Annotated in this window: 21 protein-coding genes; 18 read left to right on the top strand and 3 right to left on the bottom strand. The window is 61.7% G+C overall.

Annotated features, from left to right (window positions below):
- Positions 1–369: 369 nt before the first annotated feature.
- The 16 genes from thrS (at position 370) to EDD75_RS04425 (ending at position 19639) form a co-directional block, all read left to right on the top strand.
- Positions 370–2280, top strand: coding sequence for a threonine--tRNA ligase (gene thrS, locus EDD75_RS04505; protein WP_123928704.1), 1911 nt, complete (start codon positions 370–372; stop codon positions 2278–2280).
- A gap of 174 nt (positions 2281–2454) precedes the next feature.
- Positions 2455–3063: a translation initiation factor IF-3 gene (infC, locus tag EDD75_RS04500; protein ID WP_342780952.1), complete on the top strand. Its 609-nt coding sequence runs from the start codon at positions 2455–2457 to the stop codon at positions 3061–3063.
- Positions 3029–3223, top strand: coding sequence for a 50S ribosomal protein L35 (rpmI, locus tag EDD75_RS04495; protein ID WP_123928701.1), 195 nt, complete (start codon positions 3029–3031; stop codon positions 3221–3223). The genes infC and rpmI overlap by 35 nt, the downstream gene beginning before the upstream one ends.
- A gap of 29 nt (positions 3224–3252) precedes the next feature.
- Positions 3253–3612, top strand: coding sequence for a 50S ribosomal protein L20 (gene rplT / locus EDD75_RS04490; RefSeq protein WP_123928698.1), 360 nt, complete (start codon positions 3253–3255; stop codon positions 3610–3612).
- 100 nt (positions 3613–3712) lie between these two features.
- Positions 3713–5074 carry a TrkH family potassium uptake protein gene (locus EDD75_RS04485; RefSeq protein WP_281277488.1) on the top strand — a complete coding sequence of 454 codons (1362 nt, stop codon included), beginning with the start codon at positions 3713–3715 and terminating at the stop codon, positions 5072–5074.
- Positions 5075–5087: 13 nt separating this feature from the next.
- Positions 5088–5732, top strand: coding sequence for a potassium channel family protein (locus EDD75_RS04480; RefSeq protein ID WP_123928692.1), 645 nt, complete (start codon positions 5088–5090; stop codon positions 5730–5732).
- Complete coding sequence (locus EDD75_RS04475) at positions 5729–6523, top strand: TrmH family RNA methyltransferase (protein ID WP_123928690.1); 795 nt, start codon at positions 5729–5731, stop codon at positions 6521–6523. The genes EDD75_RS04480 and EDD75_RS04475 overlap by 4 nt, the downstream gene beginning before the upstream one ends.
- A 431-nt stretch (positions 6524–6954) precedes the next feature.
- On the top strand, positions 6955–7977 hold the full coding sequence (pheS, locus tag EDD75_RS04465; RefSeq protein ID WP_245963071.1) for a phenylalanine--tRNA ligase subunit alpha: 1023 nt from the start codon (positions 6955–6957) through the stop codon (positions 7975–7977).
- 33 nt (positions 7978–8010) lie between these two features.
- Positions 8011–10407, top strand: coding sequence for a phenylalanine--tRNA ligase subunit beta (gene pheT, locus EDD75_RS04460; RefSeq protein WP_123928683.1), 2397 nt, complete (start codon positions 8011–8013; stop codon positions 10405–10407).
- Between the two features lie 59 nt (positions 10408–10466).
- Positions 10467–10745 (top strand): cell division protein ZapA, encoded by a 279-nt coding sequence (locus tag EDD75_RS04455; protein ID WP_123928681.1) that lies wholly within the window; start codon positions 10467–10469, stop codon positions 10743–10745.
- A gap of 172 nt (positions 10746–10917) precedes the next feature.
- The gene (locus tag EDD75_RS04450; RefSeq protein WP_123928678.1) at positions 10918–11871 is read left to right on the top strand and encodes a Nif3-like dinuclear metal center hexameric protein; all 954 of its coding nucleotides are present in this window, start codon (positions 10918–10920) and stop codon (positions 11869–11871) included.
- Complete coding sequence (locus tag EDD75_RS04445) at positions 11868–14384, top strand: U32 family peptidase (RefSeq protein WP_123928675.1); 2517 nt, start codon at positions 11868–11870, stop codon at positions 14382–14384. Before EDD75_RS04450 ends, EDD75_RS04445 begins: the two co-directional genes overlap by 4 nt.
- A 52-nt stretch (positions 14385–14436) precedes the next feature.
- Positions 14437–16770 (top strand): endonuclease MutS2, encoded by a 2334-nt coding sequence (locus EDD75_RS04440; protein ID WP_123928672.1) that lies wholly within the window; start codon positions 14437–14439, stop codon positions 16768–16770.
- An 83-nt stretch (positions 16771–16853) separates the two neighbouring features.
- Positions 16854–17699, top strand: coding sequence for a damage-control phosphatase ARMT1 family protein (locus EDD75_RS04435; RefSeq protein ID WP_123928669.1), 846 nt, complete (start codon positions 16854–16856; stop codon positions 17697–17699).
- Positions 17700–17711: 12 nt separating this feature from the next.
- A complete protein-coding gene (locus tag EDD75_RS04430) occupies positions 17712–18467 on the top strand; it encodes an ABC transporter ATP-binding protein (RefSeq protein WP_123928666.1) in 756 nt (251 codons plus the stop codon).
- Positions 18468–18490: 23 nt separating this feature from the next.
- Positions 18491–19639, top strand: coding sequence for a SufB/SufD family protein (locus EDD75_RS04425; RefSeq protein ID WP_123928663.1), 1149 nt, complete (start codon positions 18491–18493; stop codon positions 19637–19639).
- Between the two features lie 46 nt (positions 19640–19685).
- Here EDD75_RS04425 and gap read toward each other — a convergent pair whose 3' ends face one another.
- On the bottom strand, positions 19686–20696 hold the full coding sequence (gene gap, locus EDD75_RS04420) for a type I glyceraldehyde-3-phosphate dehydrogenase (RefSeq protein ID WP_123928660.1): 1011 nt from the start codon (positions 20694–20696) through the stop codon (positions 19686–19688).
- A 24-nt stretch (positions 20697–20720) separates the two neighbouring features.
- On the bottom strand, positions 20721–21038 hold the full coding sequence (locus EDD75_RS04415) for an amphi-Trp domain-containing protein (protein ID WP_123928657.1): 318 nt from the start codon (positions 21036–21038) through the stop codon (positions 20721–20723).
- A gap of 207 nt (positions 21039–21245) precedes the next feature.
- On the opposite strand from EDD75_RS04415, the gene EDD75_RS04410 reads away from it, so the two are divergent.
- Together EDD75_RS04410 and EDD75_RS04405 are read left to right on the top strand one after the other, a co-directional pair.
- Positions 21246–22058, top strand: a complete 813-nt coding sequence (locus tag EDD75_RS04410; RefSeq protein ID WP_245963070.1) for a tRNA 2-thiocytidine biosynthesis TtcA family protein — start codon at positions 21246–21248, stop codon at positions 22056–22058.
- 185 nt (positions 22059–22243) lie between these two features.
- A complete protein-coding gene (locus EDD75_RS04405; protein WP_123928654.1) occupies positions 22244–23029 on the top strand; it encodes an acyl-CoA dehydratase activase in 786 nt (261 codons plus the stop codon).
- On the opposite strand, the gene EDD75_RS04400 is transcribed toward EDD75_RS04405, so the two are convergent.
- Positions 23019–23495, bottom strand: coding sequence for a DUF456 domain-containing protein (locus EDD75_RS04400; protein ID WP_123928651.1), 477 nt, complete (start codon positions 23493–23495; stop codon positions 23019–23021). The two genes, EDD75_RS04405 and EDD75_RS04400, sit on opposite strands and share 11 nt — an antisense overlap.
- Between the last annotated feature and the right edge of the window lie 28 nt (positions 23496–23523).

Here is a 23523-nt window from a genome sequence, read left to right as displayed (position 1 = left end):
TTGCCCTGTTCCGGGCGCCACAGAGAGGGAGCGCCGTGGCTGAGAGCGCTCCTGGGTTACGTCCGGAGAAGGGTACCACCCCCGGAGCTTTCCCGGCACGCAACGGGGCGGCCGGACACGGGACTTTCCCCTGTGCGCCTCCTGTGGCTTCTATTCCGCAGTGCCGGGAACGGTGGCGGCCGTTACCCGCAGCCGAGCGGGGAGGGGTTTTCCCCTCCCAAGCAGGGTGGAACCGCGGGCCGCGCAAGCCCGTCCCTGGGCGGGGCGGGTTTTTTGTTTAGGGCCGGGAGTGGGACTGGAATTCAGGTTGGGCCGGATTAAAAATGAAAAAAACTTGAGCGTTGGACCTTTATCCGAGGAGGCGTTACGATGACGGTAGTAATCTTGCCGGATGGCACGAGACGAGAGTTTCCGGACGGCGTTACCGCTGCGGATGTGCTAAAGACGCTGGGGCAGCGGCTCCAGAAAGAGGCGCTGGTCGCGCGGGTAAACGGCAGGCTGGTGGACCTCAGCACACCTTTACCGCCGGAGGCAGCGGTCACCTTCCTCACCTTTGCAGACGAGGAGGGGCGGGACGTTTACCGGCATACCTCAGCCCACATCCTCGCGCAGGCGGTCAAAAGGCTTTACCCGGAGGCGAAGTTGGCGATCGGCCCGGCGATTGCCGACGGTTTTTACTACGATTTCGACGTGCCGCGGCCCTTTACGCCGGAGGATCTGGCGCGCATCGAGGCGGAAATGGAACGGATTATCAAGGAAGACCTGCCGCTTGAGCGCAGCGAGCTTTCGCGGGAAGAAGCCCGCGCCGCCTTCCTCGCGGCAGGTGAGACTTATAAGGTCGAGATCATCGACGAACTGCCGCCCGACGCGGTCATCTCTTGTTACCGCCAGGGGGAGTTTACCGACCTCTGCGCCGGGCCGCACCTGCCTTCGACGGGTTACGTCCGGGCTTTCAAGCTCCTCAGCGTAGCGGGCGCCTACTGGCGCGGGGACGAGCGGAACAAGATGCTGCAGCGCATCTACGGCACCTCCTTCCCCAAAAAGTCTCTCTTAGAGGAGCACCTCCACCGTCTCGAGGAAGCTAAGCGGCGGGACCACCGGCGCCTCGGGGCGGAGCTCGACCTCTTCAGCATCCGGGAGGAGGGGCCCGGCTTCCCCTTTTTCCACCCCAAGGGAATGATCATCCGCAACGAACTCGAGGCATTCTGGCGGGAGGTCCACCGGCGCCGGGGCTACCAGGAGATCCGCACCCCCATCATCTTGCGCCGCGAGCTCTGGGAACGCTCGGGCCACTGGGACCACTACAAGGAAAACATGTATTTTACCACCATCGATGACCAGCCTTACGCCATCAAGCCGATGAACTGTCCGGGCGGCATCCTGGTCTTCAAGCGGCGGGTCCACTCCTACCGGGAGCTGCCCGTACGGATGGCGGAGATGGGGCTGGTCCACCGGCACGAACTGTCGGGCGTTCTGCACGGGCTAATGCGGGTGCGCTGTTTCACCCAGGACGACGCGCACATCTTCTGCCGGCGGGACCAGGTGAGAGAGGAGATCCTGCAGATTATCGATCTTGTCGAGTATTTCTACCGGGAAGTTTTCGGCTTCGATTACCACGTGGAGCTTTCGACGAAGCCGGAGAAGGCGATGGGTGACGACGCGATCTGGGAGCTCGCCACGGGGGCGCTGCGGGAGGCGCTCGAAGCGCGCGGCCTGCCCTACAAGGTGAACGAGGGCGACGGCGCTTTCTACGGCCCGAAGATCGACTTCCACCTCCGGGATTGCCTGGGGCGCACGTGGCAGTGTGGGACCATCCAGGCAGACTTCCTGATGCCAGAAAAATTCGACCTTTACTATGTGGGAGAAGACGGGCAGCGCCACCGGCCGGTGATGCTCCACCGGGTCGTCTTCGGCAGTCTGGAGCGCTTCATAGCCATCTTAACCGAGCACTTCGCCGGCGCCTTTCCGGTTTGGCTGGCGCCGGTTCAGGTCCGGGTGCTGCCGATTACCGACCGCCACGCCGCTTATGCCGCTGCGGTAACGCGGCAGATAGAGGAGGCCGATATCCGGGTGGAGCTTGACGCCCGGAACGAGAAGGTCAACTACAAGATTCGGGAGGCGCAGGTCCAGAAGGTTCCCTACATGCTGGTGGTTGGTGACAGGGAGGCTGCCGAGGGGACCGTGGCGGTGCGCCACCGGAGTCAGGGAGACCTCGGTGTGGTGCTGCTGTCCGACTTTATCAACCGGGTGCGCGAAGAAATCAAGACGCGGAAAATATAGCCGCGGGAAACGCTGGAATTTGTTGACGTTGCGGCAGCCGTTTGTTATAATAGCAGCAAGTAAATAAGGTTTCGCTGGCAAAGCAGAAGCCATCCGCTTCTCACCTTACGGCGCGCGGGCTGCCAGTAAGGTTGGACTTAGAGATTTGATGTAGCGTGCTTTCGGGCGGATGGGTTGGTCCGCCTTTCTTTATGGGTAATTCTGGGAGGTGTAAAGCTTATTACGAAGGATCTTCCGATTAACGAGGAGATTAAGGCGCGTGAGGTAAGGCTTATCGATGTCGACGGCACGCAGATCGGCATCGTTCCTTTTAAGGAGGCTTTACGGATCGCCGCAGAGCGCGAGCTGGACCTGGTAGGTGTAGCCATGCAGGCCAGGCCGCCTGTCTGCCGGATAATGGACTTCGGGAAGTACAAGTACGAAATGAGCAAGCGTGACCGGGAGGCCCGCAAGAAGCAGCGGGTAATCAGTGTCAAGGAGATCAAGATGCGGCCGAGCATCGAGGAACACGATTTCCAGGTCAAGGCGCGTAACATCTCGCGTTTCTTGAACGACGGCGACAAAGTGAAGGTCACCCTCATCTTTCGCGGGCGGGAGATCATCCACCCCCATATCGGCGAAAAGCTTCTGCAACGCCTGGCGGAAGAGGTGGCGAGCATCGCAGTGGTCGAGCGCCCGCCGAAGTTAGAGGGAAGGAATATGATCATGATTCTGGCTCCCAGGCCGGACAGGGAAAGGAGGAGTAACGTTGCCGAAGATCAAGACGCACCGGGGAGCAGCTAAGCGTTTCAAGAAAACGGGTACGGGGAAGGTCGTCGCGTGGCACCCCTTCAAAAGCCACTTGCTCGTGGGTAAGCCGAGCAGGCGGACCCGGCGGCTCCGTAAAAAAACGGTTTTGGCACCGGGAGATGCGGCGCGCGTCAGACGTCTTTTGCCCTATTAAGTTTTTACCGTTACGGAGGTGTATAGAGCATGCCGCGGGTTAAGACGAGTGTGGTAACGCGGAAGAGACATAAAAAAATCCTGAAATTAGCGCGGGGGTACTGGGGTGCAAAATCAAAACTTTACCGGGTTGCGAAACAGCAGGTAATGAAGTCGCTCATGTACGCTTACCGCGACCGCCGGGCAAGGAAGCGGGACTTCCGGCGCCTCTGGATTGCGCGGATCAACGCGGCGGCCCGGCAGAACGGCCTTTCTTACAGCCGTCTGATCAGCGGCTTAAGGCAAGCGGGTGTTGAGATCAACCGCAAGGTCTTGGCCGATATCGCCGTCAATGACGCGCAGGCCTTTAGCAAGCTCGTAGCGATGGCGAAGGCCCGCCTCAGCTCGTAAGAATAAGGATTCAATTTGGCCCGGATGTTCATTGAGCATGGTTTTCAAAACCATGCTTAATTCTTGAATAGGGCGAATTATGAAAGGAAAAGTTCTTTTGGTGCCAGGTTTAGCGCCAAAGCGGTCCGGCAGCGAAAAAGAGCAGCGCCGGTGGCGACTCTCGCCACCTAAAATGCTGGTTCTGGGGTTTGCCGGGCTTATTTTTGCCGGGGCGCTCCTTTTGAACACGAGCTGGGCCACGCAGTCCGGGGAACCCCCCGGTTTCCTAACGGCCCTCTTTACGGCTACCTCGGCCGTTTGCGTGACCGGCCTGGTGGTGGTGGATACCGGTACCTTCTGGTCTTCCTTCGGCCAGACCGTGATCCTGCTCTTGATCCAGCTCGGCGGCCTGGGGATAATGACCAGCGCGACGATCTTTTCGATCTTGTTAGGGCGCCAGATCGGGCTCAAGGAGCGCATCCTCATCCGCGAGTCCCTGGGACAAGTGAACGTAGCGGGGATGGTCCGGCTGGTCCGCTACATTCTCATCTACACGGCGGCGGTGGAGGGCTTCTTCGCGCTGGTCCTGATGCTGCGCCTAGCGCGGGATTACCCCTGGCCGCACAATATTTGGTACGGGGTTTTTCACGCCGTCTCCGCTTTCAACAACGCGGGTTTTGACCTTTTCGGCCAGTTCCGCAGCCTCACCGGCTACGTTGCGGATCCGGTGGTGAACTTCGGCATTGCCCTGCCCATCATCATCGGGGGATTAGGCTTCTCCGTGATTGCGGAGGTTATTGAGCGCCGACGGTGGCGCCGCTTCTCCCTCCATACGAAGCTCGCGTTGCTTACCACCGGGGTGCTGCTCGCCGGCGGGACGGTTCTCTTCCTGGTCCTGGAGTCGAGGCATACCCTGGCCGGGTTCTCCTGGCCGGTAAAAGTTTTAGCCTCCTTCTTTCAGTCCGTTACCCCCCGAACGGCTGGCTTCAACACTGTGGATATCGGCGCGCTTGCGCCGGTTACGCAGCTTTGGCTCTGCTTTTTAATGTTCATCGGGGCTTCACCAGGCTCTACCGGCGGCGGGATCAAGACCACCACCTTCACCCTGCTTGTTCTGACACTCTGGTCACTGGTTGCCGGGCGCGAAGCTACCGAGGTTTTTGGCCGCCGGGTGCCGCTGGGGCAGGTTTTAAAGGCGGTGGGCATCTGCCTGCTGGCGCTTGGTTGGCTGGGTTTTGTGCTGCTCGTTCTTCTAGCGGTGGAAGGAAAGGATTTCCTCCGGCTGCTCTTCGAAGCGGTCTCGGCCTTCGGCACGGTGGGCTTATCTACAGGGATCACGCCTGCGCTCACCCCGGTAGGCAGGATCGCGATCATCCTGACGATGTTTATCGGCCGGCTGGGGCCTTTGACGATCGCCTATGCCCTGGCCCAGCAGCGGCGGGTTACTTTCCGGTACCCGGAAGAAAACATTATGGTTGGTTGAAGGAGAAAGGGAAATGAAACAGTTTGCGGTGATCGGGCTGGGTCGCTTCGGGACTAGCGTTGCCGAGACCCTCTCGCGTATGGGTTACGACGTGTTGGCCGTGGATGTGGACGCGGAAAAGGTCAACGCGGTGATGGATATCGTGACCCACGCCGTCCAGGTGGACGCCCTCGACGAGCACGCCCTCAAGTCTTTAGGTATCCGGAATTTCGACGTGGTGATCGTGGCCATCGGCGAAGACATTCAGGCCAACATCCTGGTGACGGTGATGCTCAAGGAAATGGGCGTGAAGACGGTGGTGGCCAAGGCGCGGACCGAGCTTCACGGCAGGGTTTTGGCCAAGGTGGGTGCGGATAAGGTGGTCTTTCCGGAGCGGGACATGGGCGTCCGGGTGGCGCGGGCCCTCGTTGCGGCCAACATTGTGGACCAGATCGAGCTTTCGCCCGATTACAGCCTCATGGAGCTGATCGCGCCGCGGGAGTTCGTGGGTAAGTCTATCGGCGAGGCGGCGATCCGGATGAAGTACGGCGTGACGGTCCTGGCGATCCGCCGGGGGGACGAGATTATCATCTCTCCGGGGGCGCGCCACACGGTGGAGGAAGGGGATATCCTGGTGGTGGTGGGCCGGAACGACCGGTTACGCCGGTTAGAGCAATGATCCGCCTGGGGAAGCATAACCCGCGGGTGAAGGCGCTTAGCCGTCTTGCCCGGCGGCGCCACCGGGAGAAAGAGGGAAAATTCGTCGCGGAGGGCCCGCATCTGGTCGCGGCGGCGCTTGCTTCCGCTTGGCCGGTGGAAGGGGTCTACTTTACGCCTGATTTCGCGGCTCAGAAGGGTGAGGCGCTGGCTTTAGCGCAGCAGCGCGGTGTTCCGCTGTACGAACTACCCACCGAGGTCTTTTCCCGGGTGGCCGCTACCGAGACCCCGCAGGGGGTCCTGGCCGTCATCGGGATACCAGAGGTAGCTCTGGAGGCGTTGCTCCGTCCGGAGCCGCCGCTAATTTTAGTGGTAGATGGGCTTCAAGATCCGGGGAACTTAGGGACGCTCATCCGTACGGCGCAGGCGGCGGGAGCGACCGGCGCCCTGCTGCTTGCGGGCACCGTCGATCTTTACAGCCCGAAGGCGGTGCGCGCTACGGCAGGCGCGGTTTTCCACCTGCCGGTGGTGCAGGACCTTCCCTGGGCGGAGGCGCTGCGGTTTCTGCAGGCGGCGGGCCTGACGCTGGTCGTTGCCGACCCGCGGGGGGAGACGCCCTTTTACGCGGCGGACTTCACGGGACCGGTGGCGCTGGTCATCGGGAGTGAGGGGGCTGGGCCGCGCCCGGAGGTTGTAAAGTCGGCTTCCCGGCGCGTTTTTATCCCGATGCCGGGTGGCACCGAGTCGCTGAACGCTGCGGTTGCCGGCTCCCTGCTTCTCTATGAGGTGGTCCGCCAGCGGCAGCGTTTTTGAAAAATAAAAATTTTGGCAGCAAGGCCTTCCTTGTTTTCGGGACGGCCGTATGTTATAATTTGAACGAGGGGCTCCAAAAAATCTTCGAAAGGTTGTGAGCCGATGTTCTGGACCGCCGAGTTTTTTTGGAGACTCTTTGAAAGGACGGGATCGATCCGCGCTTACGTTTTATACCGGAGGCTTGCAGTCCACTGAGGTGTTGCGGTAAGGAAACGGAAGAAGACTAACGGTAAGGTTTCGTCCCGTAGAAGGAGCGCAAGATAGTGAGGCTCTTGCCCATTTTTGCTGGCAAGGGCTTTTTTATTTTACAAATGAGGCCGTTAAAGCTAAAATTATGTAAGATGCCTTTTGATTGCCTTTTGGGGGAAAAGCGCCTTTTGACCGCCTGCGAAGGAAGTTCGGGCGGTGGGCGTCAGGTAGGAGGGTTGCCAGTGCTTGGGGAGCTGGAGAGTATCAGGACAGAGGCTGAACGAGCGGTGGCCGCGGCGGCGAGCTTAGAGGAAATCGAAGCGGTCAGGGTGCGCTTTCTGGGCCGCAAGGGCGAACTGACGCAGATCCTGCGCCGCATGGGAGCGCTACCGGCTGTTGAGAGGCCGGTTATCGGCCAGCGGGCCAACGAAATCAAGGAAAAGCTCGAGGAGGCGCTCGCTGCGCGGGCGGCGGTTCTGCGGGAGCAGGAATTACGCCGGCGCCTGGAGGCGGAAGCGGTGGACGTTACCCTGCCGGGGCGTCCGGTGCTTTTAGGATCCCAGCACCCGCTCAACATTGTCCGCGAAGAGATTGAAGCGATCTTTTTAGGTCTTGGTTTCAGCATCGTTCAGGGGCCCGAGGTCGAGCTCGACTATTACAACTTCGAGGCGTTGAACCTGCCCAAGGACCACCCGGCCCGCGACATGCAGGACACCTTCTTCATCAGCGAGGAGATCCTTCTGCGCACCCACACTTCGCCGGTTCAGGTGCGGACGCTCGAGCGCCTCGCACCGCAGCTGCCGGTCAAAATCATCGCCCCCGGTAAGGTTTACCGCCGGGATGACGATGCCACCCACTCGCCGATGTTTCACCAGGTTGAAGGACTTGCTGTGGATACGAACATCCGCTTCAGCGACCTGAAGGGGGTGCTGCTCACCTTTGCCCGGGAGATGTTCGGGCCCAAGACGCGGTTGCGGCTCCGCCCGAGCTATTTCCCTTTCACCGAACCGAGTGCGGAGGTGGATATTTCCTGCGTGATTTGCGGCGGTGAAGGTTGCCGCCTCTGCAAGCATACCGGGTGGCTGGAGATCCTCGGCGCGGGGATGGTTCACCCGCGGGTGCTGGCCGTTTCGGGCTATGACCCAGAGCAGTGCCGGGGCTTCGCTTTTGGCATGGGCATCGAGCGCATTGCGATGCTGAAGTACGGCATTAACGATATCCGGCTCTTTTTCGATAACGACCTGCGGTTCTTAACCCAATTTTAATTCCGACCATATTTGGCCAAGGGAGGCAGTTTCGTGCGGGTACCTGTCAACTGGCTGAAGGAGTTCGTCGCGATCCCGGTCGCCCCGGAAGAGCTGGCCGACCGCCTGACGGCGGCCGGAATCGCGGTGGATACTGTCATGCGGGTGGGAGAAGCGCTCAAAGGAATCGTGACGGCACGGATCCGCGAAGTGCGCCGCCACCCGAATGCCGACCGGCTTAGCATCTGCGTGGTGGAAAGCGGCGGGGCCGTCTGTGAGGTGGTTACGGGCGCCCCGAACGTCTTCCCCGGCGCGGTGGTTCCCCTGGCGCTGCCTGGCGCCCGGCTGGCCGACGGCACTGTTCTGAAGAAGGCTCGCTTTCGCGGCGTGACCTCCGAGGGGATGCTTTGTTCGGAAGCGGAACTGGGGTTGGAGGAACGTTCGGCGGGAATCATGATCCTGCCGCCGGAAACGCCGGTGGGCCAGGATATCTGCCTACTGTTGGGCTTGCCGGAGGCGGTTCTGGAGCTGGATCTCACGCCGAACCGGGGCGACTGCCTTTCGGTCTTTGGCGTGGCGCGCGAAGTGGCGGCAATTTTAGGCACAGAACTCAAATCCCCACCGGTCCTCTCCGCCGCGGGTGACGCCGCGGCCGCCTATATCAACGTGGAGATTGTGAACCCGGAGCTCTGCGGGCGCTACGCGGCCCGGGTTTTTAGCGAAGTGCGTATCGGCCCTTCACCACTTTGGATGCAGGTGCGGCTGCGCCTGGCCGGGATGCGGCCGATCAATAACGTGGTGGACCTCACGAATTACGTCATGCTCGAGCTCGGGCAGCCACTACACGCTTTTGACTACGAGACTCTGCGCGGCAGGAAGATCATCGTCCGTCCGGCGGTGCCCGGCGAGGAACTCGTCTCGCTTGACGGGGTAAAGCGGGAACTTACGCCGGAAGACCTGGTGATCGCCGATGCCGAGAGGGCGGTGGCCATTGCCGGCGTGATGGGTGGGTTGGATACGGAAGTGACTGCCGCTACGAAAACGGTTCTATTAGAGGCGGCCAACTTTAACCCGCGCAGCATCAGGCGGACCTCCCGCAGGCTCGGGCTCCGCTCGGAAGCCTCTTTACGCTTTGAGAAGGGCGTCGATATCGAAGGCCCGGTACGGGCGGCGGACCGGATGGCCCTGCTCATGGAAAAGATCGGGGCGGGCCGGGCGGTTCCCGGGGTGGTGGATAACTATCCGGCACCGCCTGAGCCGCGTACGGTAGTCGTTCGGCCCGAAAAGATAGCGGCGGTTTTGGGAGTGGCGGTACCGCAGGAGGAGGCGCTGGCCGGTCTTGGCCGCCTCGGTTTCGGGGTTCGCGCAGACGGGTCCCAGTGGGTCGTCTCCGTGCCGAGCTTCCGTCCCGACGTGGCGATCGAGGAAGATATTGTCGAAGAAGTCGCCCGACTTTACGGCTACGACCGGATCCCGCCGACGCTGCCCTGCGGAGCGACGACCCCAGGAGTGCGGCCACCGGAAGAGGCCTTTGTGCAGCGGCTGCGCCACCTTCTCTGCGGCTTGGGGTTGAGGGAGGTAATCAGCTACAGCTTCATCCACCCCGCCTCTTTCGACCGGTTGCGCTTGGCGCCGGACGACCCGCTCCGCCGGGTCATTCAGCTTAAGAACCCGATCAGCGAGGAGCAGTCGGTGCTGCGCACCACGCTTCTCCCGGGGCTTTTGGAGGTGCTGGCCCGGAATCTTGCGCGGCGGGTGGACGACGTAGCCATTTTCGAAGTGGGGCGGGTCTTTTACCCGCAGGGCGCGGCGGCGCTGCCAGAAGAACGGCTTAAACTCGGACTGGCGGTTACGGGAAAGGAGCCGCGCGGCTGGGAATTTCCGCCGCGGGAGTTCGACTTCTTTTTCCTGAAGGGCGTTGCTGCCGCTCTTTTTAAGGGGCTGGGCGTTGCGGATCAGGTGTTCGAGCCGCTCAAAGACCACCCGTCCCTTCACCCGGGGCGTGCGGCGCGGGTTATGAGCAACGGCGAACTGCTCGGCTTTATGGGCGAAATCCACCCGGAGGTTGCCGGAGCTTACGACCTCCCCCGGCGCGTGGTGGTCGCGGAATTCGATGTTGGGGCGCTGCAGGCGGCTAAGCGGCCGGTTGTTTTCGCCGAATTGCCGCGTTTTCCGGGAGTTGTGCGGGACATTGCGGTTATCGTTCCCGAACACCTGCCCGCGGCGAGGTTGGCGGCAACAATTAAGGCGGCGGCGGGTGCTCTCCTGCGCAGCGTCCAGGTTTTTGACGTTTACAAGGGGCCGAAGCTGCCTCCGGGGACAAAAAGTCTCGCCTTCTCCCTGCTCTTCCGGGCGGATGACCGTACCCTAACGGACGAGGAAGTTACCGGGCTCGTCGGTCTAGTGGTAGAGCGGCTGCAGGAAGAGTTTGGCGCGGTTCTCCGTTCCTGATGCAGGAATTTGAACCAATGTGGCGAAAATCCACGTAACGCCACATTGGAGGGAAGAATATGCCGGAGAAGGAGAACCGGGTGGAAGTCGAAATCGCCGGCGAGCCTTATGTCCTAAGAAGCGATGCCCCTCCGGAACATATTGAGCGGGTGGCCCGCTTCGTCAGCCAGAAGATCAAGGAGGTCCGGATACGGAACGCACGTGTGCCGCTTACCAAGGCCGTGGTGGCGGCAGCGCTTAACATCGCGGACGAGTATCTCCGGCTCAAGGACGAGTATGATAATTTAGTGAAACTGATCGAGAGTGAAGAGAGGCCCCGGAATATGAGCGGCCGGTAAGGATGAAGTGATTGAGCGCGAATCTTAGGAGCGCAAGCTTCAGGATAAAATAGCTTTAGTAGCGGAGGGTCGGAAGGCAGGCGGGCAAGACAGCTCCTGCGGCGGGACTGGTTGCCGGTTTGCCAGGCCGTGTCTTCCGGCGCCAGGCAATTTTAAAAGGGGGTAGGGTCAGTTGAAGATCAAGGAGATTTATGCACTTGCCGTAGAGATGGGGATCAGTCGCGATCCCCGGGGCGAAGAGGCGGTCCGGGCCCTTCTATCCAAGGAGCGGGAACGCTATGAAGGGCTTAAGGAGGACGAGAAAGAGGATTACGACCTAGAGAAGCTGACCAATCCTTACAGCGACACCCGCATCCTTTACGGCGATCCGGAAAAAGAGGTGCGGCGGGTCCTGGTCGGGATCGACGTGGAGGTTCAGGAGGTCCTCTTAGCCGACCGGCTCGCAGAGAAAGGTAAGCCGGTCGATCTGATTATCGCGCACCATCCTGAGGGGCGGGCGCTGGCGGCGCTTTACGAAGTGATGCACCTCCAGGAAGACGTGCTCGCCTACTTCGGGGTTCCCATCAACGTGGCGGAAGGGATAATGGCTTCGCGGATCAGCGAAGTGAAGCGGGGGCTGATGCCGCTCAACCACTTCCGGGCGATAGATGCGGCGCGGCTGCTTGACCTGCCGCTGATGTGCGTCCATACCGCCGCCGACAACCTGGTGACCAACTACCTGCAGCGCCTTTTTGACGAACGGAAACCGGAGCGGCTCAGCGACGTGGTCAAGGTGCTGAAGGAGATCCCGGAGTACAAAACGGCGGCGAAGCAGGGTGCCGGCCCGACAATTGTGGTGGGGGAGAAAGACCGGCGCGCCGGTAAGATTTTCGTCGATATGACCGGGGGGACGAGCGGCTCGCCGGAGGCCTACGCCAAGCTGCAGGTGGCCGGTGTCGGTACCGTCGTAGGTATGCACATCAAGGAGGAGCACCGCAAAGAAGCAGAAAAAAACAACATCAACGTGGTGATTGCCGGCCACATGGCCAGTGATTCGCTCGGGATGAACCTTTTCCTTGATGAGCTTGCCAGGCAGGGCATTGAGATCATCACTACTTCCGGGTTAATTCGGGTGGCCAGAGTGTGAAGCGGGTTCCGGAACTCTTAGCTCCTGCGGGCGACTGGGACGCCCTGGTGGCGGCGGTTCAGAATGGCGCCGATGCGGTTTACTTAGGGGGGAAGGGTTTCAACGCCCGGCGGCAGGCGCCCAATTTCACCGCGCGGGCGCTCGCTGAAGCTATCGAGTACGCCCACGTCCGCGGGGTGAGGGTTTACGTAACGGTTAACACCATTATCGCGGACGAAGAAATGGAGGAGGCGGCACGCTTCCTCCGCTTCGTCTATGAGGCCGGCGCTGACGCCGTGATTGTCCAGGATCTCGGCCTTTTGCGCCTTGCCCGCATAGTTTTGCCGGAACTCCCCCTCCACGCGAGCACGCAGATGACCGTGCATAACACGGCCGGGGCGCTTCTCGTGGGGGAGGCGGGGGTCCGCCGCATCGTTCTGGCGCGGGAACTCTCCCTGCGGGAGATTGAAGCCTTAAAAAAGGGAACCGGCCTCGAGGTGGAAGTTTTCGCCCACGGGGCCCTCTGCATCTGCTACTCCGGCCAGTGCCTGATGTCGAGCCTGATCGGGGGCCGAAGCGGCAACCGCGGGATGTGCGCGCAACCCTGCCGCCTTCCCTACACCCTCTGCGATGCAGGCGGGCGGGCGGTTGCGAAGCCGGAAGAAATAGGCGCGTTTCTCCTCTCCCCGCGCGACCTCAATCTGAGCCACCACCTGCCTGCGCTGGCGGCAGCGGGGGTGGATGCGCTGAAGATTGAGGGCCGGATGAAGCGGGCGGAGTACGTGGCAACGGTCGTGCGCATTTACCGGCGGCTGCTCGACAGGCTGGCGGCAGGGCGCTTTTTCGTCCTGCCGGAGGAATCCCTCACGCTCGCGCAAATCTTCAACCGCGGCTTTTCTTCGGGCTACCTTTTCGGCCGGCCCGGGCGGGACCTTATGAGTTACCGCCGGCCGAACAACCGCGGCGTTCCCGTAGGGAGGGTGCTCGCCTACGACCGGCAACGGGAAATCGCCACCATCAAACTCAACCTGCCGCTGCGGGTGGGCGACGGGATCGAGTTCTGGGTATCTGAAGGGGGGCGCGTCGGCGCTGAAGTCCGGCGCCTCTTGGTAGACGGTGGGGAGATGGATGCTGCTCCAGCGGGAGCGGTGGTAAAAGTGGCCGCGGCAGGAAAGATCAGACCGGGGGACCGGGTCTTTAAAACGGCCGATGCAGCGCTGCTGCGGGAGGCGCAGGCGAGCTTCAACGGCCAGGAAATCAGGAAAATCCCGGTCGTCTTTCGGGTGCACCTCCGGGAAGGCGAGCCGCTGCGCGTTACGGTGGCGGATGCGGCGGGGCACAGCGGGGCGGCTACAACGCAAAGCCTTGCGGTGCGGGCAGAGAAGCGACCGCTGACCCTGGAGCTGCTGCGGGAGCAGCTCGGCCGGCTCGGCAATACGCCCTTTGAGTTAGTGGAGCTCGCGGGGGAGGTGGGAGAGGGCCTCTTCATTCCCGTAAGCGAGATTAACGCGGTCCGGCGGGAGGCCATCACTGCCTTGGCGCAGGTGCGGGCGCGCGTTCCCCAGCCTCTCGCTGAGGGGCTTTTTGCCGCGCGGCTCAAAGACGCTGTCCGTGCGCCCAACCCCGGCGCTCGTGGCGCGACGGTTTACCTGGCGGTAAGCTGTGGGACGCCAGCAGCGGTCAAGGCGGCCGTCGCCGCCGGGGCCGACCGGATTTACTTCGGCGGGGAGGAGTTCCGGTTCCGGGCGGCTGATGGGGATGGCGGTGCGGGGCTCGCGGCGGTTGCGGACTACGTGCGGGCGCAGGGCCGGGAGTTCTTTCTCTTGACGCCGCGCGTGGCTAAGGATGCGGAGCTGGCGGCGGCACTCGCTTTTTGCCAGAGGACGCCTGCGGGGGCTCTCAGCGGGGTGGTGGCCGGTAACCTCGGCCTGCTCAGGGCGCTGATAGAGGCGGCCCGGGTGCCCGTCTGGGCCGACTACTACCTGAACGTTTTCAACCTCCAGGCGGTAACCTTTCTTCAGGAGCGAGGGGCGAAGGGTGCAGTCCTTTCACCGGAGCTAACGCTCCGCCAGGTAGAGGCGATGGCCGGGCGGAGCCCGCTGCCGCTGGAGGTTCTCGTCCACGGTCGCCTTCCCCTGATGGTTTCGGAATATTGCGTGGTGGGGGCGGTTTTAGGAGGAATGGGGGCGAACCGGGCCTGCAGCGTTCCCTGCCGCGGCAGGCGCTTTGCGCTGCGGGACCGCCTGGGCGTGCTTTTCCCGGTCTATCCGGACACCGCCTGCCGGATGCACATCTTTAATAGCCAGGAACTGGTGATGCTCCGGTTCCTGCCGGCGCTGGTGCGTGCGGGCGTAGCGGGGCTGCGTATCGAGGCCCGCCTGGAAGACGCCGCCTACGTGTCCCGCGTCACGCGGGCTTACCGGCAGGCGCTCGACGCGGCGCTCGGGGGTGCCCCCCAAGCTTATGAAAAAATAGAGGAAGAGCTGGCCGGCGGCGATTTTACGCGGGGCCACTATTTCCGCGGTGTCGTTTGAGATAGGGAGCCAGGCTGGGGCTCAAGACGCCGGCAGTTGGGAGTGTAAGAATTTGGACGAGCGGGTTTTGCGCCGCCTTGAGTTTGACCTGGTCCGGGAGCATCTGGCCCGGCTGACGGAGAGTCCTATTGGCCGCGAGCTAGCCGAGGGCCTAACTCCCGCAACCGAGATTGAAGTTGTCAGGCAGCGGCTATCGGAAACGGCCGAAGCCAGGGAGCTTTTACGCCTGGAGCCCGGTTTCGCGGCCGGCGGCTGGCACGACATTCGCGCGGCGCTGCGGCGGGCGCTGCAGGGCGGCCTTCTGGAGGCGGCGGAACTCTATCAGGTAGGTGAGAATCTGGCCGCCATCCGGCGTGTAAAGGCTTTTTTCCAGGAGCGGGGGGCGAAATACCCCGTTCTCGGGCGGCTGTGCGGGACGTTACCCCTTTTCCCGGAGCTAGAAGAACAGCTGAAAAAGGCGCTCCGGCCTCCGGGTGAAGTAGCCGACGGGGCATCGGCGCGCTTGGCCGAGATCCGGCGCCGGATCGAAAGGCTGCGGGTGGAGATCAAAGAAATCCTGGAAAATTTTGTCCGTTCCCCCGAGTGGCAGAAGTACCTTCAGGAACCGATAATTACCATCCGGGAAGGGCGCTATGTGCTACCGGTCAGGATCGAACACCGAGACAAGGTGAAAGGCCTGATCCACGACCAGTCGGCGAGCGGGGCGACCCTCTTTATCGAACCGCTGGCCGTGGTGGAGAAGGGTAATGAGGTCCGCCGGTTAAAAGCCGCCGAGCAACGCGAAATCGAACGGATTCTGACCGAGCTCACCCGGGCGGTGGGGGCGGTAGCCGGGGAACTTCTTACCGCGACCGAAACCCTCGGCCGGCTTGACTTCATCCTGGCGAAGGGACGCTACAGTGTAAGCCTCGACGCCGTAACCCCGGTGCTCCTGCCGGTGCCCGAGATCAACCTCCGGCGGGCCCGGCACCCGCTTCTCGGGACGAAGGCGGTGCCCATAGACGTGCGCCTCGGACGGGATTTCGATATCCTGATTATTACGGGGCCGAATACCGGAGGGAAAACCGTCGCGCTCAAGACCGTCGGCCTCTGCGTTCTGATGGCCCAGGCCGGGCTGGAGATCCCGGCGGCAGAGGGGACTGAAATCGGCCTTTTTGCCAAAGTTTTTGCCGATATCGGTGACGAGCAGAGCATCACCGCGAGCCTGAGCACTTTTTCCTCCCATATCCATAACCTCGCCGCCATTCTCCGGGAAGCGGATGAGCGTTCTCTGGTGCTGCTAGACGAGCTGGGAGCCGGAACCGATCCGCGGGAAGGCGCTGCGCTTGCTTGCGCCATCCTCGAGGAGCTGGCGCGGCGCAACGTCCGCACCATTGCCACCACCCACAGCAGCGAGTTGAAAGAGTTTGCCGCCGGGCGTCCCCGCGTGGAGAACGCTTCGGTGGATTTTGATCCGGAAACCCTATCCCCGACCTACCGTCTGGTCATCGGGCAGCCGGGCCGTTCAAACGCCTTCGAGATCGCCGCGGGGCTCGGCCTTCCCGCCCGGTTGATTGCGCGGGCGAAGGAATTTTTGGACCCCGAGGAGCGGCGGGTGCGGGAGCTGACGCAGGAACTCGAGCGGGTGCGGCGCAGCGCGGAAAGGGATGCCACTGCCGCCGCCCGCCTCAAGGAGGAGGCCCTGGCGCTCAAGGCCGCTTACGAAGAAAAGGCGCGGGAGTTAGCAGCGCGTAAGGAAAAACTGTTGGCAGAAGCCCGCGAGCAGGCCACGGCCTTAGTGCGGGCAGCGCGGCGCGAAGCGGAGGAGATCGTTCGGGAACTGAAGGAGAAGCTGCGCGAAGAGGAGCGGCGGGAACAAGAAAAGGCGGTCCAGGCGGCGCGGGAGCGCCTGCGCCGGTTAGCCGCACGCCACGAGGAGGCGGTGCCGGAACTGCCGGAAGAGGCTGCGCCGGGAGTTTTAGCTGTAGGGGCAGCAGTCTACATCCCGCGCTTCGGCCAGGAGGGGACGGTAGTCGGCGTTTCGCCGCAGGGGGTAACCGTTCAGGTCGGCTCTTTCCGCGTCGAGCTCCCGCCCGGGGCGGTCCGGCCGGTGGCCCGGCGGCAGCCCGCCGGCGGCGTCCGTTTAACAAGTGCGGCGGTTGCCGCCAGTCCCACCATTGACCTCCGGGGGCAGCGGGTTGAGGAGGCCCTGATAAACCTCGAGCGGCACCTCGATGCGGCCCTTCTATCCGGACTGGGCCGCGTCGACATCATCCACGGCTACGGCACCGGCGCGCTGCGGGCTGCCGTCCGGGAGTACCTCTCCCACCACCCTAGGGTGCGCTCGTTCCGGCCCGGCGGGCCGGGTGAAGGCGGCCCGGGCGTAACGGTGGCGGAGCTGGCCTGAGTTTTCCCAGTTAGCCCCGATTTTTGCAAAATTCTTAACGTAGCCGCCCCAAACGAAGTATAATATTGGCGTGGTGAGAAAGAATGCGTGCGGTAGAAGAATGCTACGCCTGTCTTGACCGGTTAATAGTTACTACAGCCACTCTGGCTACAGACGTGCCGGAGCTCCGGGAAAAAGCGCTTGCCGCGGGCCGGGCGGTCCTTGAAGCCGAGTTCTCGCCGGACAGGATTCCGGCCCAGATCGCGGCAGCGGCCCAGCGGGTAATCAGGGAAACCGCTCAAAATCCGGACCCGTTCAAGAAGGTCAAAGAGGGGGAACTTGCCCTATCAGCGCGAGTTGTTGGCGAGGTTTCTCCTTCCGTGAATGATGACTGGACGAGCCTTTTTCGGCTGGCCGCCTTAGGCAATAGCATTGATTTTTTTCGGGACCTGGCGACGGTTGCCGCGGAGATGAGGATGCCGGTGGAGTTTTACATCGACGAAATACCGGCGTTTCTCGAGCGGCTAGCGGGGGTGCGCTGCCTCCTTTTCTTGACGGACAACGCCGGCGAGTGTTACTTTGATCTCCCTCTTTTCCGGCGTTTGGCCGTGGCGGTGGAAGAGGCGGTCTACGTCGTGAAAGGGGCACCGGTGCAAAACGACCTCACCCTGGCCGACCTGGAAGCGAGCGGGCTCCGGGAGGCCTTTCGCCGGGTAGAAACGACCGGCACCGATTCACCGGGGCTCGACCTCGAAGCCGCTTCACCGGCCTTCAGGGCGCTTTACGAGCGGGCAGACCTGATTTTAGCGAAAGGGATGGGATATTTCGAAAGCTTTTCGGAGATGAATGATGGGAGGGTTTTTCACCTGTTAAAAGCCAAATGCCGTCCGGTGGCGGCGGCGCTCGGGGTGCCGCAGGGCAGCTTTGTGGCGGCTTTTAGTCGCGCGTAGGAGGGATAAAGGATGCTAAAGATAGAAGGCCTGACCGTTGCCGTCGGTGACCGCACGGTCCTGGTGGATATCAACCTGGAGATCAAACCGGGGGAAACACACGTTCTTTTCGGCCCCAACGGGTCCGGCAAATCGACGCTGCTCGGGACAATTATGGGCTTTCCGCGCTACCGGGTGGTTGAGGGCCGGATCTTCTTCCGCGGCGAGGACGTGACTGCGTTGCCGGTCAACGAACGCGCAAAGCGCGGGATAGGGATCGCCTTTCAGCGGCCGCCAACGCTTCGGGGGGTCCTGTTGCGCGACATCATCCGGATCGCGGCCCGGCACGATGTTTCGGTTGAAACCCTTGCCCAGAGCCTGGATTTAACGGATTTTCTTGACCGGGAGGTCAACCATGGCTTCTCGGGTGGGGAGCTGAAGCGTTCGGAGCTGATCCAGTTGCTGGCCCAAAATCCCGACCTGGTGCTGTTAGACGAGCCTGAGTCGGGCGTCGACCTGGAAAACATGGCTTTAATCGGTACGGCGATCAACCGGCTGCTGGAAAAAGAGGTTGCGCCGTGGGACAAACGTTCCCTGCGCGAAATCCGAATGGGCCGGACCAAGTCGGGACTCATCATCACCCACACGGGATACATTCTCAACTACGTCGAAGCGGATGTCGGACACGTGCTTTATAAAGGCCGCCTCTCGTGCAGCGGTAACCCGCGGGAACTCTTCAGCTGCATCAAGCGGGTCGGCTACGGCGAGTGCGTCCGTTGTGTCCTTTAAAGAGGCCGGAGGGATGGGAAGCAATGGCGAAGAAAATAGAGGAAGTTTTTGTTCAGGAAGCGGAAGCGCACCCTTATATCGAAGATTTGACCCTTCTGCCTACAGCGGAGAGGGAGCGCCTTTTGCACACCGGGCTCGATGTGACTGGTGCGGGGCGGTCCGGAACCTTTATGCAGCTCGACCACTCCGTCGTCCACTGCCGCAGCGACCAGGAAGGCGTGGAGGTGCTCGGTATTCAGGAGGCGGCGACGCGCTACCCGTGGGTTGAGGATTACCTGGGACGGTTGATTCCCTTCTTGCCGGAGGAGCGGCGGTCGGGACAGCCGATCAGCGGCTTCTTCATCCGGGTCCTGCCGGGGGTGAAGGCCCGCTACCCCGTTCAGGCGGGGATGTACATCGGGCATGAGGGTCTGGCCCAGAAGGTACGCAACCTTATCATCGTGGAGGAAGGGGCGAGCCTTGACGTGATCGCCGGTTGCGCGACCGGCGCTTTCGTCCACCGGGGCCTTCACGTAGGGATAACCGAGACTTACGTGAAAAAAGGCGGCAAGCTTACCTCCACCATGATCCATAACTGGGGCCGGGACGTGGTCGTTCGCCCGCGCGGTGCCACCCTGGTGGAAGAAGATGCCGTTTTCCTTTCTAACTATATCTGTCTGAGCGGAGTTAAAGATATTTTGATGAATCCCTTTACACGCCTTGTGGGGCATAACAGCGTTGCCCGTTACAATACTATTCTCATCGCCCCGCCCGGGACGAAGATGGATGTCGGTTCCCGGGTTTTCTTGAGCGCGCCGGGAACCAAAGCCGAGCTTGTCTCCCGCACCATAACGACCGGGGGGGAGATTATTAACCGGGGCTACATTGCGGGCGAAGTTGCCGGCGTACGGGGGCATCTCGAATGCCGGGGGCTGATGCTTTCGGAATCCGGCCGGATTTACGCGGTTCCCGAACTCGATGCCCGGGTGGCCAACGTGGAACTCTCCCACGAAGCGGCAGTAGGCAAGGTGGCCCAGGAGGAGATCGAATACCTGATGGCCCGCGGGCTGGACGAAGACGAGGCTACGGCGACGATTGTCCGGGGCTTTTTAAACGTCCGCATCGAAGGATTACCGCCCGTGTTGCAGGAGGAAATCGACCGGGCCATTGCCGAAAGCCGGTTCGGGATTTAGCACCCGTTGTGTTCCGCGGTATAAAATAGCAGGGCTTGAGACCCTGCTACTTCTTTTCCCGCGCTGCCATGTAACGAATAAGGTCGGCGACCCGGTTGGAGTAACCCCACTCGTTATCGTACCAGGCGAGCACCTTCACCAGGTGCCCGTCAATGACCATGGTAGAAAGGGCGTCGACGATGCAGGAGTGGGGGTCGCCGTTGAAATCTTTCGAGACGAGCGGTTCCTCGCAGTAACGCATGATCCCCTTGAGCGGGCCTGCGGCGGCCTGGCGGAAAAGCCCGTTTACCTCTTCGACGCTTGTGGCGCGGGATACCTCTACTACCAGATCGGTGAGCGAGACGTTGGGCGTAGGCACACGCACCGCGACACCGGTGATCTTACCTTTGAGCTCCGGGAAAACGAGCCCGACCAGCTTGGCAGCGCCGGTGGTAGTGGGAATCATTGAAAGGGCCGCGGCCCGGGCGCGACGCAGGTCCCGGTGGGGCAGGTCGAGCAGGTTCTGGTCGTTGGTGTAGGCGTGAACGGTGGTTAAGGCGCCGCGCAAGACGCGCAGGTTTTCGTGGAGCACCTTGACGAGCGGCGCCAGACAGTTGGTAGTGCAGGAGCCGCAGGAAACGATGTGGTGCCGGCCGGGATCGTACCAGTGTTCGTTGACGCCCATGATGAGCGTTACGTCTTCAGGCATTGTGGCCGGCGCCGTAATTACCACCTTCCGGGCACCGGCTTCGAGGTGCCACCTGGCATCTTCAAACTTGGTGAAGCGGCCTGTGGCTTCGACTACCACGTCAACGCCGACCTCGCGCCACGGGATGTGAGCGGGGTCCTTTTCGGCAAAAACCCTGATCTCCCGGCCGTTAACCCTGAGGACGCACTGTTCGGCTTCCACGCTCGCCGCGAAAATGCCGTGAACCGAGTCGTACTTCAACAAGTGCGCCAGGGTGGGCCCTGTAGTGAGGTCGTTGATCGCCACTACCTCAAGGTCGGTGCTGCCTACAACCGCCCGGAAGAAATTGCGTCCGATCCGCCCGAAACCGTTAATCCCGATCTTCAGCACTGCCAGTTCCCTCCCGAACTTGCGTTAAGCTTGATCTTTGCCGCATTCCTTTTCGCCTTCTTCAGAGGCCGTTTCGGTCTGACCCTCGGAGGCCGCTAATTGCTCCTTGCCGGTCGCTGCGGCGCTATCTTCCTGACCTTCTGCGGGGACTTGCCACTTGATTTCGAGCTCGATTTCCTGCCCGTCCTTTTTTGTTTCGGTTTCTATTTCTACTTTCGCCTTATCCGGCAGGCGCAGCGGGAGTTCCGCTACGGTGAGCTTACCCTCTTTCAGCTCCGATAAGATTCGCTCAAGGAACGATACAAGCTCTTCGCGGGACATCTCCTGCTTAATTTTTGCCATTTCGGTTCACCTCCGTCCCTGAATTTTAGCCTGCCCCCTTCTTTTTGCCTTATACGCAGGGGAAAGGTAGGCTTGGTAAAGATTTCGCCACGCCATTTTCCATATCCTGCTGCCAACGAAGCAAACTACCCGGAAGGGTTGATTTCGAGGTAGGATGTTAAGCATAATAGAGTCACATGTTTCTCCATAGAAACGGGGCTTGCGGCGGTGCGGCAGAGCTGGGGCAAGTGGTTTTTGACGGATGTCAAGCGGGCCATCAAGGATTACGCGATGATCGCTCCGGGCGACAAAGTGGCCGTTGGTCTTTCCGGGGGGAAGGACAGCATGGCGCTCTTGTACATCCTCTCTTACCTCCGGGACTACTCGCACCTCTCCTTTTCGCTCGAGGCGATTTTAGTGGACGCGGGCTGGGCGCCCGTCGATTATTCGCGCGTGGCGAATTTTTGCGCGGAGCGGCGCGTGCCGCTGCATATCGTCCGACACCCGATTGCCGCAGTTATCGCTGCGAAGGGCGAGAAGAGTGCCTGCTCCCTTTGCGCTAAACTCCGTGCGGGCCTTTTGAATTCCCGGGCCAAGGCGCTCGGCTGCCAGCGAGTGGCGCTGGGGCACCATCTGGACGACGTGATCGAAACCTTTTTTCTTAACCTTATTTTTGCGGGTAGCCTCCGCACTTTCCGCCCGGCGGTTTACTTAGACCGCATTGGGCTTCACCTTATCAGGCCGCTGAGCTACGTTCCCGAGCGGGTCCTGAGCAGTCTTGTAACGCAGGCGGGTATTCCCGTGCTCCCGGCCGTCTGTCCTCACGCCGGCCGGACGCAGCGGGCGGCGATGAAGGAAATCGTGGGGTTCATTGCGGAAAGATATCCGGAATTTCGCCGGCGTTTCCGGACGGCGCTGGAAAATGTGAGCTTTAACGATCTCTGGTACCAGCGGGGCGGGAAAGCGGCAAAACTACCGGCGGGGGCCGGGACGTCTGCGCTGGGGGAGGATGACCTTTGGGGGGAGGGCCTTGAGCCGTAACGGCGGACCGGTAACTGGTGCGTCGAAAGACTTGGGAATATCAACCAAAATGTTAGGCCGCCAACTGGAAGGAATAACCATTAGGCGGTGGAATTAGTATAAAGACCGGCCACGGCGGCCGGAAGACGGGAATGGCGGGGTTTGTAGTGCCTGCGGGCCTTAAAAACGAATAGGGGGTTTGAAGCTTGTTGGTCGCGGGAATCGATATCGGTTCTCTTTCCGCAGAAGCGGTGATCCTTGCAGATAAGCGCATTGCCGGTTACAGTATCCTTCCTGCGGGAGCGGAGGGCCGCCGGGCGGCCGAAGAAGCGCTTGCTGCGGCGCTGGCGGCTGCCGGGATTCCCCGGGGCGAGTTAGCCGCTATTGTCGCTACGGGTTACGGCCGGATCGTCGTCCCGTTTGCCGACCGCCGGGTAACGGAAATCACCTGCCACGCCCGCGGCGCGGTCTACCTTCTTCCGGACACGCGGACGGTTATCGATATTGGGGGCCAAGACTCAAAGGTGATCCGGGTTAACGCGCGGGGCGAGGTAGAGGATTTTGCGATGAACGACAAGTGCGCCGCGGGGACCGGACGCTTCTTGGAAGTGATGGCGCGGGCGTTGGAAACCGACCTCGAAGGGCTGAGCGTCCTGGCGGAAGCCGCCGGTAAAGCGGCGCCGATCACCAGCATTTGCGCCGTTTTTGCCGAGTCGGAGGTCGTTTCCCTTATCGGCCAGGGGACGCCCCGCGAGGAGATTGCGCGCGGCCTCTGCGAGTCGATTGCCGAGCGGATTGCGGCGCTTGTCCACCGAGTCGGCTTGGTGGAGAAGGTGGCGATGACGGGGGGAGTGGCCAAGAACCGGGCGGTGGTTGCGGCCTTAACCCGGCGGCTTGGCGTGCCGGTAGCGGTACCCCCGGAGCCGCAGATCGTCGGTGCGCTCGGAGCGGCGCTCATAGCCCGGGATCTGGTGCGTCAGGCTAAAAGATAGCCGCGAAAAACCAGATTACCATGCCTATTTCCAGCGCCAATTTTACCAGCGTGCCGCCGAAAAAACCGATAAGGGAGCCAACGCCGACCCGCAGGGAATGGACGGAACGCCGTGAGGCGACCAGTTCACCGAGAAAAGCACCGGCGAAGGGTCCCAGGATGATTCCGGCGGGAGCGAAGAAGGCCCCTATAAGGAGACCGATTGCGCCGCCCCAGATGGCCAATCTTGAGCCCCCGTGGCGGGCAACGCCCCAGGCACTTGCTAGGTAGTCAACCGCAAAGGTAAGGGCGACCAGCAGTGCCTGGCCTACGAAAAAGAGAAGATTGAGTTTGGCGAAGCCGGTGAAGAGGCCGTAGATCACCATGCCGGCGAGAAGCAACGGGGCTCCGGGCAAGATGGGAAGAATGGTTCCGGCAAGCCCGGCCAGGAAGAAAATAACCGCAATCACGAGCCCAACGGTGGACATGTTTCCTCCTTGCGGCTTATTCGGTTTT

The organism is Thermodesulfitimonas autotrophica (genome assembly GCF_003815015.1).
GTDB classification, from domain to species: domain Bacteria; phylum Bacillota; class Desulfotomaculia; order Desulfotomaculales; family Ammonificaceae; genus Thermodesulfitimonas; species Thermodesulfitimonas autotrophica.
The sequence above is the reverse complement of the archived record's forward strand: the minus strand, read 5'-3'. Positions and strand labels throughout refer to the sequence as shown.

What these genes read in the sequence shown, in the direction of transcription:
- thrS (WP_123928704.1), top strand. Translation starts at nt 370, where the DNA reads ATGACGGTAGTAATCTTGCCGGATGGCACGAGACGAGAGTTTCCGGAC.
- rplT (WP_123928698.1), top strand. Translation starts at nt 3,253, where the DNA reads ATGCCGCGGGTTAAGACGAGTGTGGTAACGCGGAAGAGACATAAAAAA.
- EDD75_RS04480 (WP_123928692.1), top strand. Translation starts at nt 5,088, where the DNA reads ATGAAACAGTTTGCGGTGATCGGGCTGGGTCGCTTCGGGACTAGCGTT.
- EDD75_RS04475 (WP_123928690.1), top strand. Translation starts at nt 5,729, where the DNA reads ATGATCCGCCTGGGGAAGCATAACCCGCGGGTGAAGGCGCTTAGCCGT.
- EDD75_RS04455 (WP_123928681.1), top strand. Translation starts at nt 10,467, where the DNA reads ATGCCGGAGAAGGAGAACCGGGTGGAAGTCGAAATCGCCGGCGAGCCT.
- EDD75_RS04435 (WP_123928669.1), top strand. Translation starts at nt 16,854, where the DNA reads ATGCGTGCGGTAGAAGAATGCTACGCCTGTCTTGACCGGTTAATAGTT.
- EDD75_RS04430 (WP_123928666.1), top strand. Translation starts at nt 17,712, where the DNA reads ATGCTAAAGATAGAAGGCCTGACCGTTGCCGTCGGTGACCGCACGGTC.
- EDD75_RS04425 (WP_123928663.1), top strand. Translation starts at nt 18,491, where the DNA reads ATGGCGAAGAAAATAGAGGAAGTTTTTGTTCAGGAAGCGGAAGCGCAC.
- EDD75_RS04415 (WP_123928657.1), bottom strand. Translation starts at nt 21,038, where the DNA reads ATGGCAAAAATTAAGCAGGAGATGTCCCGCGAAGAGCTTGTATCGTTC.
- EDD75_RS04400 (WP_123928651.1), bottom strand. Translation starts at nt 23,495, where the DNA reads ATGTCCACCGTTGGGCTCGTGATTGCGGTTATTTTCTTCCTGGCCGGG.